The sequence below is a fragment of the Caballeronia sp. ATUFL_F1_KS39 genome (assembly GCF_023630985.1).
Lineage (GTDB): Bacteria > Pseudomonadota > Gammaproteobacteria > Burkholderiales > Burkholderiaceae > Caballeronia > Caballeronia zhejiangensis.
In genome coordinates this window covers 88,208-101,809 of the sequence record NZ_JALQDZ010000022.1, presented here as the reverse complement: position 1 = coordinate 101,809, position 13,602 = coordinate 88,208, and the positions used below count along the sequence as shown (strand labels likewise).

General features: G+C 60.4%; 9 protein-coding genes and 1 tRNA gene. All 10 read left to right on the top strand.

Features of this window, described 5'->3' with window-relative positions:
- Positions 1-1,185 (top strand): elongation factor Tu (gene tuf / locus NCR93_RS12775; RefSeq protein WP_250435275.1); only part of this gene is annotated, 1,185 nt, incomplete at its 5' end.
- Between the two features lie 67 nt (positions 1,186-1,252).
- Positions 1,253-1,328, top strand: a tRNA-Trp gene (locus NCR93_RS12770).
- A gap of 35 nt (positions 1,329-1,363) precedes the next feature.
- Complete coding sequence (secE, locus tag NCR93_RS12765; RefSeq protein ID WP_008343790.1) at positions 1,364-1,744, top strand: preprotein translocase subunit SecE; 381 nt, start codon at positions 1,364-1,366, stop codon at positions 1,742-1,744.
- Between the two features lies 1 nt (position 1,745).
- Positions 1,746-2,303: a transcription termination/antitermination protein NusG gene (gene nusG, locus NCR93_RS12760; RefSeq protein WP_014192489.1), complete on the top strand. Its 558-nt coding sequence runs from the start codon at positions 1,746-1,748 to the stop codon at positions 2,301-2,303.
- 147 nt (positions 2,304-2,450) lie between these two features.
- Entirely contained in the window at positions 2,451-2,882 is a 432-nt protein-coding gene (rplK, locus tag NCR93_RS12755) for a 50S ribosomal protein L11 (RefSeq protein WP_008343796.1), read from the top strand.
- A complete protein-coding gene (gene rplA, locus NCR93_RS12750; RefSeq protein WP_008343797.1) occupies positions 2,883-3,581 on the top strand; it encodes a 50S ribosomal protein L1 in 699 nt (232 codons plus the stop codon).
- 303 nt (positions 3,582-3,884) lie between these two features.
- Entirely contained in the window at positions 3,885-4,382 is a 498-nt protein-coding gene (rplJ, locus tag NCR93_RS12745; RefSeq protein WP_034473109.1) for a 50S ribosomal protein L10, read from the top strand.
- An 83-nt stretch (positions 4,383-4,465) separates the two neighbouring features.
- Positions 4,466-4,843 carry a 50S ribosomal protein L7/L12 gene (gene rplL / locus NCR93_RS12740; protein ID WP_008343803.1) on the top strand — a complete coding sequence of 126 codons (378 nt, stop codon included), beginning with the start codon at positions 4,466-4,468 and terminating at the stop codon, positions 4,841-4,843.
- 368 nt (positions 4,844-5,211) lie between these two features.
- Positions 5,212-9,318 carry a DNA-directed RNA polymerase subunit beta gene (rpoB, locus tag NCR93_RS12735; protein WP_008343804.1) on the top strand — a complete coding sequence of 1,369 codons (4,107 nt, stop codon included), beginning with the start codon at positions 5,212-5,214 and terminating at the stop codon, positions 9,316-9,318.
- Between the two features lie 21 nt (positions 9,319-9,339).
- A complete protein-coding gene (gene rpoC / locus NCR93_RS12730) occupies positions 9,340-13,581 on the top strand; it encodes a DNA-directed RNA polymerase subunit beta' (RefSeq protein ID WP_008343805.1) in 4,242 nt (1,413 codons plus the stop codon).
- Positions 13,582-13,602 lie beyond the last annotated feature (21 nt).

Here is a 13,602-nt window from a genome sequence, read left to right as displayed (position 1 = left end):
AAAGGTAAATTCGAGCGGACCAAGCCGCACGTGAACGTGGGCACGATCGGTCACGTTGACCACGGCAAGACCACGCTGACGGCAGCGATCACGACGGTTCTCACGCAGAAGTTCGGCGGCGAAGCGAAGGCGTACGACCAGATCGACGCAGCGCCGGAAGAAAAGGCACGCGGTATTACCATCAACACCGCGCACGTCGAGTACGAAACGGCTAACCGCCACTACGCACACGTCGACTGCCCGGGCCACGCCGACTACGTGAAGAACATGATCACGGGCGCCGCGCAGATGGACGGCGCAATCCTGGTGTGTTCGGCTGCTGACGGCCCGATGCCGCAAACGCGTGAGCACATCCTGCTGGCCCGTCAGGTTGGCGTGCCGTACATCATCGTGTTCCTGAACAAGTGCGACATGGTGGACGACGCCGAGCTGCTCGAGCTCGTCGAAATGGAAGTGCGCGAACTGCTGTCGAAGTACGACTTCCCGGGCGACGACACCCCGATCATCAAGGGTTCGGCCAAGCTGGCGCTGGAAGGCGACAAGGGCGAGCTGGGCGAAGTGGCGATCATGAACCTGGCCGACGCGCTGGATTCGTACATCCCGACGCCGGAGCGTGCAGTTGACGGCGCGTTCCTGATGCCGGTGGAAGACGTGTTCTCGATCTCGGGTCGCGGCACGGTGGTGACGGGTCGCGTCGAGCGCGGCATCGTCAAGGTCGGCGAGGAAATCGAAATCGTCGGTATCAAGCCGACGGTGAAGACGACCTGCACGGGCGTGGAAATGTTCCGCAAGCTGCTCGACCAAGGTCAGGCAGGCGACAACGTCGGTATCCTGCTGCGCGGCACGAAGCGTGAAGACGTGGAGCGCGGCCAGGTTCTGGCCAAGCCGGGTTCGATCACGCCGCACACGCACTTCACGGCTGAAGTGTACGTGCTGAGCAAGGACGAAGGCGGCCGTCACACGCCGTTCTTCAACAACTACCGTCCGCAGTTCTACTTCCGTACGACGGACGTGACGGGCTCGATCGAGCTGCCGAAGGACAAGGAAATGGTGATGCCGGGCGACAACGTGTCGATCACGGTCAAGCTGATCGCTCCGATCGCCATGGAAGAAGGTCTGCGCTTCGCAATCCGCGAAGGCGGCCGTACCGTCGGCGCCGGTGTCGTGGCGAAGATTATCGAGTAAGAGCCAGAAATCTTCTCGGTAGTTAGTGGTTTCGGGGTCGGCAATGTCCGTCGACCCCAAATGGTTTAGGGGTATAGCTCAACTGGCAGAGCGTCGGTCTCCAAAACCGAAGGTTGGGGGTTCGATTCCCTCTGCCCCTGCCAAAATTCTCGCGCCAAGTGGCGCTGTTTAAGGTGTTATGGCGAATCCTTCCGTCGAAACTGTAAATACTTCCGGCGACAAGTTGATGTTGGTGGCGGGCGTATTGTTGGTCTTGGCCGGGTTCGTTGGATTCTTCTGGCTCTCGGGCCAAGAATGGTACGTCCGCGGCGCAGCGCTTGCTGTTGGTGTCATCGCGGGTGTCGCAGTCGGTCTGCTCTCTGCGCCGGGCAAGGGTTTCATCGCTTTTGCCAAAGACTCGTACAAGGAAGTCCGCAAGGTTGTCTGGCCGACTCGCAAAGAGGCCACGCAAACGACCCTGGTGGTCTTCGCGTTTGTTCTGATCATGGCCATCTTCCTTTGGCTTAGCGATAAGTCGATCGAATGGGTGATTTTCTCGGCGATTCTGGGTTGGAAATGATATGAGCGATACTCCGACATCCCCGAGTGGAAAGCGTTGGTATGTGGTGCACGCCTACTCCGGCATGGAGAAGAGCGTGCAACGTGCGCTTCAGGAGCGCATCGAGCGCGCAGGCATGCAAGATCAATTCGGTCAGATTCTTGTCCCGACCGAAGAAGTTGTTGAAGTAAAAGGCGGCCACAAATCGGTCACCGAGCGTCGTTTCTTCCCGGGCTACGTCCTGGTCGAAATGGAAATGACGGACGAAACGTGGCATCTGGTCAAGAACACGGCCAAAGTAACCGGTTTCGTTGGTGGTGCGCGCAATCGCCCGAGTCCCATCTCGCCACGTGAAGTCGAAAAGATCATGTCGCAGATGCAGGAAGGCGTCGAGAAGCCGCGGCCGAAGACGCTCTTCGAAGTCGGCGAGATGGTCCGCGTGAAGGAAGGTCCGTTCACCGACTTCAATGGCAACGTCGAAGAAGTGAATTACGAAAAGTCCCGAGTGCGTGTTTCTGTCACGATTTTCGGGCGTTCGACGCCGGTCGAACTCGAGTTCGGTCAGGTCGAGAAGCTTTAATCGAATACATCGCGCGTGGCTTTCGGGCCATCGCGCGATTCGCGCTTACGGTCCGCGTCATGACCGTTGAGGAGCGTCAGTAGTCGGCAACGTCGAACGCGCGCTATCACTCACCGAACGCTCACGCGTTCAGCAGAGGTTTTCAACATGGCAAAGAAAATCATCGGCTTTATCAAGCTGCAGATTCCTGCAGGTAAAGCCAACCCGTCGCCGCCGGTCGGTCCGGCACTGGGCCAGCGTGGCCTGAACATCATGGAGTTCTGCAAGGCGTTCAACGCGCAGACTCAGGGTATGGAGCCGGGTCTGCCGGTGCCGGTCGTCATTACGGCATTCGCGGACAAGAGCTTCACCTTCATCATGAAGACGCCGCCGGCTACCGTTCTGATCAAGAAGGCGGCCGCAGTGCAGAAGGGTTCGAGCAAGCCGCACACCGACAAGGTCGGCAACATCACCCGCGCTCAAGCGGAAGAAATCGCGAAGACCAAGATGCCGGATCTTACGGCAGCTGATCTGGATGCAGCCGTGCGTACGATCGCCGGCAGCGCGCGTTCGATGGGCATCACTGTGGAGGGCGTGTAAATGGCTAAGCTTTCTAAGCGCCTTCAGGCATTTGCGAACAAGGTTGATCGTCAGAAGCTGTACGCGATCGACGACGCGCTGGCTCTCGTGAAGGAATGCGCGAGCGCCAAGTTCGACGAGTCGATCGACGTTGCAGTGCAGCTCGGCATCGACGCGAAGAAGTCGGATCAGGTGGTTCGCGGCTCCGTGGTTCTGCCGGCTGGTACCGGCAAGTCGGTTCGCGTCGCAGTGTTCGCGCAAGGCGACAAGGCTGAACAGGCTCGCGCAGCTGGCGCAGACGTGGTCGGCATGGAAGACCTGGCCGAGCAAGTCAAGGCCGGCAATCTGAATTTCGACGTCGTGATCGCTTCGCCGGACACGATGCGTGTCGTCGGTACGCTGGGTCAGATCCTCGGTCCGCGTGGTCTGATGCCGAACCCGAAGGTCGGTACGGTTACGCCGGACGTCGCTCAAGCGGTCAAGAACGCGAAGGCGGGTCAGGTTCAGTTCCGCGTCGACAAGGCCGGTATCATCCACGGCACGATCGGTCGCGCATCGTTCGAGCCGGCATCGCTGCGTCAGAACCTGTCGGCGCTGATCGAAGCGCTGCAAAAGGCGAAGCCGGCGACCAGCAAGGGCGTGTACCTGCGCAAGATCGCTGTGTCGAGCACGATGGGTGTCGGCGTTCGCGTGGATCAAGCCACGCTGGCGCAACAGTAAGAATTTCGAGCGCGGTCAGATGACCGCGCTTCATATGGGCTTTGGGCGGTTGCAAGATTGCAGTTTCGATTGAGCAACCGGTTGTCAAAGACCGTTGGTGGCGGTGCAGCAGGCAGGCATTGCCTTAATTCAAGCCAACGCAGATGGCGAACCCGAAACAGTTTTGCAGTGGTTGAAGTCGGTTATCGAGCGTCGTGAGACGTCTCACCAATCGATCGAAATACTCCTAACAGTCGGACGCCGTTGTTGAACGTGGTGCATGAGGGTAGTTCGCCCGAGTGCATCGAATCTGGAGGTTTAACCGTGCCACTGAACAAAGAAGATAAGCAGGCAGTCGTCGCTGAAGTCGCCGCGCAAGTCGCGAAGGCTCAGACGATGGTGCTCGCTGAGTATCGTGGGATCACGGTTGGCGATCTGACCAAGCTGCGCGCGAAAGCGCGTGAGCAACAGGTGTATCTGCGCGTGTTGAAGAACACGCTGGCGCGTCGCGCCGTCGAAGGTACGCCGTTCGCTCCGCTGGCTGAGCAGATGACCGGTCCTCTGATCTACGGCATCTCGGAAGATGCCATTGCCGCTGCGAAGGTCGTCAACGACTTCGGCAAGAGCAATGACAAGTTGATCATCAAGGCTGGTTCCTACGAAGGCAACGTGATGGACAAGGCAGGCGTGCAAGCGCTGGCCAACATCCCGAGCCGCGAAGAACTGCTCTCCAAGTTGCTGTTCGTCATGCAGGCACCTGTTTCCGGCTTTGCGCGCGCTCTGGCCGCGCTGGCTGAAAAGAAGCAGGGCGAAGCTGCGTAACGACCGCGCTTGGGCGCTAGTCGCTTAAGTTAGGCAAAGCTAGATCGCTAGCTCGATCCGAATTCAATCTAGGAGTATTTCACATGGCAATCGCAAAAGAAGACATCCTCGAAGCCGTTGGCTCGATGTCGGTGCTGGAACTGAACGAGCTGGTCAAGGCGTTCGAAGAGAAGTTTGGCGTGTCGGCTGCTGCTGTCGCAGTTGCTGGCCCCGCAGGTGCCGGTGGCGCCGCTGCTGCTGCTGAAGAGCAGACGGAGTTCACCGTGAACCTGCTCGAAGCAGGCGCGAACAAGGTTTCCGTCATTAAGGCTGTTCGTGAACTGACGGGTCTCGGCCTGAAGGAAGCGAAGGATCTGGTTGACGGCGCACCGAAGCCCATCAAGGAAGCGGTGCCCAAGGCTGCTGCTGAAGAAGCCAAGAAGAAGCTGGAAGACGCTGGCGCGAAGGCTGAAATCAAGTAAGTTTCATTGCGCTATGCGAAGGCTGGCGGTTTTTCACCGCCGGCCTTTTTGTGCTTTGTGGGGACGCAGTTTGTATGCTGGTCAGCAAGCATAAACGTCTCCACAGAAGCCAAAGATAACGGTCGGGGCGGCAGAATTTTCCGATTGTTCTCTTTGTCTTCTGAAGCGACTGCAGAAGGCAAGTTTGGTCGGGTAGCGGGAAACACAGGCATCCGCTGCCGTCAGCCAGCGGTTGGTAGCGGCCAACCACCAAGCTTCTAGATTCGCGCGTCCTCCCCGGACAGTTGCGCGGGTCTCAGTCGGTGAACACCGGGCTGTGGCATCGAGGTATCCCGCCTCGGTAACGCCCGCCGTGATTCGGAGATCGTATGCAATATTCCTTCACCGAGAAGAAGCGTATTCGCAAGAGTTTCGCGAAGCGCCCCATCGTTCACCAAGTTCCCTTTTTGCTGGCGACCCAGCTTGAATCATTCCAGACGTTTCTGCAAGCGGACACGTCTTCCTCGCAGCGCAAGTCCGAAGGCTTGCAGGCTGCGTTCAGCTCTGTTTTCCCGATCGTCTCGCACAACGGTTTCGCGCGTCTCGAGTTCGTCAGCTACATGCTGTCGCCGCCCGCGTTCAACATCAAGGAATGCCAGCAGCGCGGTCTGACGTACTGCTCGGCGCTGCGCGCGAAAGTGCGCCTGGTTCTGCTCGACAAGGAATCGCCGAGCAAGCCGGTCGTCAAGGAAGTGAAGGAGCAGGAAGTGTACATGGGCGAAATTCCGCTCATGACGCCGACGGGTTCGTTCGTCATCAACGGTACCGAGCGCGTGATCGTGTCGCAGCTCCACCGTTCGCCTGGCGTGTTCTTCGAGCACGACAAGGGCAAGACGCACAGCTCCGGCAAGCTGCTGTTCTCGGCTCGTATCATTCCCTATCGTGGCTCGTGGCTCGACTTCGAATTCGATCCGAAGGACGTGCTGTACTTCCGCGTCGACCGTCGCCGCAAGATGCCGGTCACGATCCTGCTGAAGGCTATCGGCATGTCGCCGGAGCAGATCCTCGCGAACTTCTTCGTGTTCGACAACTTCGCGCTGATGAGCGAAGGCGCGCAAATGGAATTCGTGCCTGAGCGTCTGCGCGGCGAAGTCGCGCGCTTCGACATCCAGGATCGCGATGGCAACGTCATCGTCACGAAGGACAAGCGGATCAACGCGAAGCACATTCGCGACCTCGAAAACGCCAAGACGAAGTTCATCTCGGTGCCGGAGGAATACCTGCTCGGCCGCGTACTGGCGAAGAACGTGATTGACCCCGAAACGGGCGAAGTGATCGCGAACGCCAACGAAGAAATCACGGAAACGGTTCTCGAGAAGCTGCGCGAAGCGAAGGTCAAGGACATCCAGACGCTCTACACGAACGATCTGGATCAGGGTCCGTACATTTCGTCGACGCTGCGTATCGACGAAACCGCCGACAAGATGGCCGCGCGCATCGCGATCTACCGCATGATGCGCCCGGGCGAGCCGCCGACCGAAGAAGCGGTCGAGGCGCTGTTCAACCGTCTGTTCTACAGCGAAGACGCGTACGACCTGTCGAAGGTCGGCCGCATGAAGTTCAACCGCCGCGTCGGCCGTGACGAAATCATCGGACCGATGACGCTGCAGGACGACGACATCCTCGCGACCATCAAGATCCTCGTCGAGCTGCGTAACGGCAAGGGCGAAGTGGACGATATCGACCACCTCGGCAATCGTCGCGTGCGTTGCGTCGGCGAGCTCGCGGAGAACCAGTTCCGCGCGGGTCTCGTGCGCGTCGAACGGGCTGTGAAGGAACGCCTCGGCCAGGCCGAAAGCGAAAACCTGATGCCGCACGACCTGATCAACTCGAAGCCGATTTCGTCGGCGATTCGCGAGTTCTTCGGTTCGTCGCAGCTCTCGCAGTTCATGGACCAGACCAACCCGCTGTCGGAAATCACGCACAAGCGTCGCGTTTCCGCACTGGGCCCGGGCGGTCTGACGCGCGAGCGCGCGGGCTTCGAAGTCCGCGACGTGCATCCGACGCACTATGGCCGTGTGTGCCCGATCGAAACGCCGGAAGGTCCGAACATCGGTCTGATCAACTCGCTCGCTCTGTACGCGCACCTCAACGAGTACGGATTCCTCGAAACGCCGTACCGCAAGGTCGTGGACAGCAAGGTGACGGATCAGATCGACTATCTGTCGGCGATCGAAGAAGGCCGCTACGTGATCGCGCAGGCGAATGCCGCCGTGAGCGAAGACGGCACGCTGACCGACGAACTCGTGTCGTCGCGTGAAGCGGGCGAAACGCTGATGGTCACGCCGGACCGCATCCAGTACATGGACGTCGCGCCGTCGCAGATCGTGTCGGTGGCTGCATCGCTGATCCCGTTCCTCGAGCACGACGACGCGAACCGCGCGTTGATGGGTTCGAACATGCAGCGTCAGGCCGTGCCTTGCCTGCGTCCGGAAAAGCCGGTCGTCGGTACGGGCATCGAGCGCACGGTCGCGGTCGACTCGGGCACGACGGTTCAGGCGCTGCGCGGTGGCGTGGTGGATTACGTCGACGCGGGCCGTATCGTGATTCGCGTGAACGACGATGAAGCCGTCGCCGGCGACGTCGGCGTGGACATCTACAACCTGATCAAGTACACGCGTTCGAACCAGAACACGAACATCAACCAGCGTCCGATCGCGAAGGTCGGCGACAAGGTTGCGCGCGGCGACGTGCTGGCTGACGGTGCATCGACGGATTTGGGCGAGCTCGCGCTCGGCCAGAACATGCTGGTCGCGTTCATGCCGTGGAACGGCTACAACTTCGAAGACTCGATTCTGATCTCGGAGAAGGTCGTTGCGGACGATCGCTATACGTCGATCCACATCGAAGAACTGAATGTCGTTGCGCGCGACACGAAGCTCGGACCGGAAGAAATCACGCGCGATATCTCGAACCTCGCGGAAGTGCAGCTTGGCCGTCTCGATGAGTCGGGCATCGTGTACATCGGCGCGGAAGTCGAGGCGGGCGACGTGCTGGTCGGCAAGGTCACGCCGAAGGGCGAAACCCAACTGACGCCGGAAGAAAAGCTGCTGCGCGCGATCTTCGGCGAGAAGGCATCGGACGTGAAGGATACGTCGCTGCGCGTGCCCTCGGGCATGAGCGGTACGGTCATCGACGTGCAAGTGTTCACGCGCGAAGGCATCACGCGTGACAAGCGCGCGCAACAGATCATCGACGACGAACTGAAGCGTTATCGCCTCGATTTGAACGACCAGCTGCGCATCGTGGAAGGCGACGCGTTCTCGCGTCTCGCCCGCATGCTGAACGGCAAGGTCGCGAATGGCGGTCCGAAGAAGCTCGCGAAGGGCACGAAGATCGACCTCGCGTACCTCGAAGATCTCGATCACTACCACTGGTTCGACATCCGCCTCGCGGACGAAGAAGCCGCGGCACAGCTGGAAGCGATCAAGGACTCGATCGAGCAGAAGCGTCACCAGTTCGATCTCGCGTTCGAAGAGAAGCGCAAGAAGCTCACGCAAGGCGACGAACTGCCGCCGGGCGTGCTGAAGATGGTCAAGGTGTATCTCGCCGTGAAGCGTCGCCTGCAGCCTGGCGACAAGATGGCGGGTCGTCACGGTAACAAGGGTGTCGTGTCGAAGATCGTGCCGATCGAAGACATGCCGTACATGGCCGATGGCCGTCCGGCCGACGTCGTGCTGAACCCGCTCGGCGTGCCGTCGCGGATGAACGTGGGTCAGATTCTCGAAGTGCACCTCGGCTGGGCCGCGAAGGGTCTCGGCTGGCGCATCGGCGAGATGATGCAGCGTCAGGCGAAGATCGAAGAAATGCGTCAGTTCCTCACGCAGATCTATAACGAGTCGGGCCGTCAGGAAGAGCTGGACAAGTTCTCCGACGACGAGATCCTCGAACTCGCTAAGAACCTGCGCGAAGGTGTGCCGTTCGCGACGCCGGTGTTCGACGGCGCGACGGAACACGAAATGACGCGTGCGCTCGATCTGGCGTTCCCGGACGACATCGCCACGAATCTCGGCATGACGCCGTCGAAGAACCAGGTCACGCTGTACGACGGCCGCACCGGCGAAGCATTCGAGCGCACGGTCACGGTCGGCTACATGCACTACCTGAAGCTGCACCACTTGGTCGACGACAAGATGCACGCACGTTCGACCGGTCCGTACTCGCTCGTCACGCAGCAGCCGCTGGGTGGTAAGGCGCAGTTCGGTGGTCAGCGCTTCGGTGAGATGGAAGTGTGGGCACTCGAGGCGTATGGCGCGTCGTATGTGCTGCAAGAAATGCTGACGGTCAAGTCGGACGACGTGACGGGCCGGACGAAGGTTTATGAGAACCTCGTCAAGGGCGATCACGTCATCGACGCGGGCATGCCGGAATCCTTCAACGTGTTGGTGAAGGAAATCCGCTCGCTCGGTATTGATATCGATCTGGACCGCAACTAATCGGACTACGGAGAGAAAGCAATGAAAGCTCTGCTCGATCTATTCAAGCAAGTCCAACAAGAAGAAGTTTTTGATGCGATCAAGATCGGCCTCGCGTCGCCCGACAAGATTCGTTCTTGGTCGTTCGGCGAAGTGAAGAAGCCGGAGACCATCAATTACCGCACGTTCAAGCCGGAGCGGGATGGTCTGTTCTGCGCGAAGATTTTTGGTCCGATCAAGGACTACGAATGCCTGTGCGGCAAGTACAAGCGCCTGAAGCATCGCGGCGTGATCTGCGAGAAGTGCGGCGTCGAAGTGACGCTGGCCAAGGTGCGCCGCGAACGGATGGGCCACATCGAACTGGCCTCGCCGGTCGCGCACATCTGGTTCCTGAAGTCGCTGCCGTCGCGTCTGGGCATGGTGCTCGACATGACGCTGCGCGACATCGAGCGCGTGCTGTACTTCGAAGCATATGTGGTGATCGATCCGGGCATGACGCCGCTGAAAGCGCGGCAGATCATGACCGAAGAGGATTACTACAACAAGGTCGAAGAGTACGGTGACGAGTTCCGTGCCGAAATGGGCGCGGAAGGCGTGCGCGAACTGCTGCGCGCGATCAACATCGACGAACAGGTCGAGACGCTGCGCACGGAACTGAAGAACACCGGTTCCGAAGCGAAGATCAAGAAGTACGCGAAGCGCCTGAAAGTGCTCGAGGCTTTCCAGCGTTCGGGCATCAAGCCTGACTGGATGGTGCTCGACGTGCTGCCGGTGCTGCCGCCGGAACTGCGTCCGCTCGTGCCGCTGGACGGCGGCCGTTTCGCGACGTCGGACCTGAACGACCTGTATCGCCGCGTCATCAACCGTAACAACCGGTTGAAGCGTCTGCTCGAACTGAAGGCGCCTGAAATCATCGTCCGCAACGAAAAGCGGATGCTGCAGGAAGCCGTCGATTCGCTGCTCGACAACGGCCGTCGCGGCAAGGCGATGACCGGCGCGAACAAGCGTCCGCTGAAGTCGCTCGCTGACATGATCAAGGGTAAGGGCGGTCGTTTCCGTCAGAACCTGCTCGGTAAGCGTGTGGACTATTCGGGCCGTTCGGTGATCGTGGTCGGCCCGACGCTCAAGCTGCATCAGTGCGGTCTGCCGAAGCTGATGGCGCTCGAACTGTTCAAGCCGTTCATCTTCAACAAGCTGGAAGTGATGGGCGTCGCGACGACCATCAAGGCCGCGAAGAAGGAAGTCGAGAACCAGACGCCGGTCGTGTGGGACATTCTCGAAGAAGTCATTCGCGAGCATCCGGTGATGCTGAACCGCGCGCCTACTCTTCACCGTCTCGGCATTCAGGCTTTCGAGCCGGTGCTGATCGAAGGGAAGGCGATCCAGCTGCATCCGCTCGTTTGCGCGGCGTTCAACGCCGACTTCGACGGCGACCAGATGGCCGTGCACGTTCCGCTGTCGCTCGAAGCGCAGATGGAAGCGCGCACGCTGATGCTGGCGTCGAACAACGTCCTGTTCCCGGCCAACGGCGATCCGTCGATCGTGCCGTCGCAGGATATCGTGCTGGGCCTGTACTACGCGTCGCGCGAAGCGATCAACGGCAAGGGCGAAGGCATGACGTTCACGGGCGTGTCGGAAGTGATCCGCGCGTACGAGAACAAGGAAGTCGAACTGGCATCGCGCGTCAACGTGCGTATCACCGAAATGGTGGCGAACGAAGACCAGAGTGAAGGTGCGCCGAAGTTCGTGCCGAAGATCTCGCTGTACGCGACGACCGTCGGCCGTTCGATCCTGTCGGAGATTCTGCCGCCGGGCCTGCCGTTCACGGTGCTGAACAAGCCGCTGAAGAAGAAGCAGATTTCGCAGCTGATCAACACGGCGTTCCGCAAGTGCGGTCTGCGCGAAACGGTGATCTTCGCCGACCAGCTGATGCAAATGGGCTTCCGTCTCGCAACGCGCGCCGGTATCTCGATTTGCGTCGACGACATGCTCGTGCCGCCGCAGAAGGAAACCATCGTCGGCGACGCCGCGAAGAAGGTGAAGGAATACGACCGTCAGTACATGTCGGGTCTCGTCACCGCGCAGGAACGCTACAACAACGTGGTCGACATCTGGTCGGCAACGTCGGAAGCGGTCGGCAAGGCGATGATGGAGCAGCTCGCAACGGAGCCGGTGGTCGATCGCGACGGCAACGAAACGAAGCAGGAGTCGTTCAACTCCATCTACATGATGGCCGACTCGGGCGCGCGTGGTTCCGCGGTGCAGATTCGTCAGCTCGCCGGTATGCGCGGCCTGATGGCGAAGCCGGACGGCTCGATCATCGAGACGCCGATTACCGCGAACTTCCGCGAAGGCCTGAACGTGTTGCAGTACTTCATCTCGACGCACGGCGCTCGTAAGGGTCTGGCGGACACGGCGTTGAAGACCGCGAACTCGGGTTACCTGACGCGTCGTCTCGTCGACGTGACGCAGGATCTGGTCGTCGTCGAAGACGATTGCGGCACGTCGAACGGCGTGGCGATGAAGGCGTTGGTGGAAGGCGGTGAAGTCGTCGAAGCGCTGCGTGACCGTATTCTCGGTCGCGTCGCGGTGGCGGACGTCGTCAATCCGGAAACGCAGGAAACGATCTACGCTTCGGGCGATCTGCTCGACGAAGATGCCGTGGAGGAAATCGAGCGCCTCGGCATCGACGAAGTGCGCGTGCGCACGCCGCTCACCTGCGAGACGCGTTATGGCCTGTGCGCCGCATGCTACGGCCGCGACCTGGGCCGCGGTTCGCGCGTGAACGTCGGTGAGGCAGTCGGTGTGATCGCTGCTCAGTCGATCGGCGAGCCGGGCACGCAGCTGACGATGCGTACGTTCCACATCGGTGGTGCGGCATCGCGTGCGGCGGTGGCTTCGACGGTGGAAGCGAAGAGCAACGGTACGCTGCGCTTCACGGCCACGATGCGTTACGTCACCAACGCGAAGGGCGAGCAGGTCGTCATTTCGCGTTCCGGCGAGGCGATCATTGCGGACGACTTCGGTCGCGAGCGTGAGCGTCACAAGATTCCGTACGGCGCAACGCTGCTGCAACTCGACGGCGCTGCGATCAAGGCCGGTACGCAACTGGCTCAATGGGATCCGCTGACGCGTCCGATCATCACCGAGTGGGGCGGTACGGTGAAGTTCGAGAACGTCGAGGAAGGCGTGACGGTCGCGAAGCAGATCGACGACGTGACCGGTCTTTCGACCCTGGTCGTGATCGACGCGAAGCGCCGTGGCTCGCAGGCTGGCAAGAGCGTGCGTCCGCAGGTGAAGCTGCTCGACGCGAACGGCGAGGAAGTGAAGATCCCGAACACCGAGCATTCGGTGCAGATCGGCTTCCAGGTCGGCGCACTGATCACCGTGAAGGATGGTCAGCAGGTGCAGGTCGGTGAAGTGCTGGCGCGTATCCCGGTTGAAGCGCAGAAGACGCGTGACATTACCGGTGGTCTGCCGCGCGTGGCCGAACTGTTCGAAGCGCGCTCGCCGAAGGACGCCGGCATTCTGGCGGAAGTCACGGGCACGACGTCGTTCGGCAAGGACACGAAGGGCAAGCAGCGTCTCGTCATCACGGACCTCGAGGGCAATCAGCACGAGTTCCTGATCGCGAAGGAAAAGCAGGTGCTGGTGCACGACGGTCAGGTCGTCAACAAGGGCGAAATGATCGTCGACGGTCCTGCCGATCCGCACGACATCCTGCGTCTGCAGGGTATCGAGGCGTTGTCGCGCTACATCGTGGACGAAGTGCAGGACGTGTACCGTCTGCAGGGCGTGAAGATCAACGACAAGCACATCGAAGTGATCGTGCGTCAGATGCTGCGCCGCGTGCAGATCGTCGACAACGGCGATACGCGTTTCATTCCTGGCGAACAAGTCGAGCGTTCGGACATGCTCGACGAGAACGACAAGATGATCGCGGAAGACAAGCGTCCGGCGACGTACGACAACGTGCTGCTCGGTATCACGAAGGCATCGCTGTCGACCGATTCGTTCATCTCGGCGGCGTCGTTCCAGGAAACGACCCGCGTGCTGACCGAAGCGGCGATCATGGGCAAGCGCGACGATCTGCGTGGCCTGAAGGAAAACGTGATCGTCGGCCGTCTGATTCCGGCCGGTACGGGTCTCGCGTTCCACAAGGCGCGCAAGGCGAAGGAATCGTCGGATCGCGAGCGTTTCGACCAGATCGCGGCCGAAGAGGCTTTCGACTTCGGTACGCCGGAAACGCCGGCGGCGGAGCAGCAGCCGCACACCAACGAGTAAGCGTCTCTCGCTAGTAGCATC

Bases quoted from the DNA above. Each gene is read 5' to 3' on its own strand.
- secE (WP_008343790.1), top strand. From the start codon at position 1,364: ATGGCGAATCCTTCCGTCGAAACTGTAAATACTTCCGGCGACAAGTTG.
- nusG (WP_014192489.1), top strand. From the start codon at position 1,746: ATGAGCGATACTCCGACATCCCCGAGTGGAAAGCGTTGGTATGTGGTG.
- rplK (WP_008343796.1), top strand. From the start codon at position 2,451: ATGGCAAAGAAAATCATCGGCTTTATCAAGCTGCAGATTCCTGCAGGT.
- rplA (WP_008343797.1), top strand. From the start codon at position 2,883: ATGGCTAAGCTTTCTAAGCGCCTTCAGGCATTTGCGAACAAGGTTGAT.
- rplL (WP_008343803.1), top strand. From the start codon at position 4,466: ATGGCAATCGCAAAAGAAGACATCCTCGAAGCCGTTGGCTCGATGTCG.
- rpoB (WP_008343804.1), top strand. From the start codon at position 5,212: ATGCAATATTCCTTCACCGAGAAGAAGCGTATTCGCAAGAGTTTCGCG.
- rpoC (WP_008343805.1), top strand. From the start codon at position 9,340: ATGAAAGCTCTGCTCGATCTATTCAAGCAAGTCCAACAAGAAGAAGTT.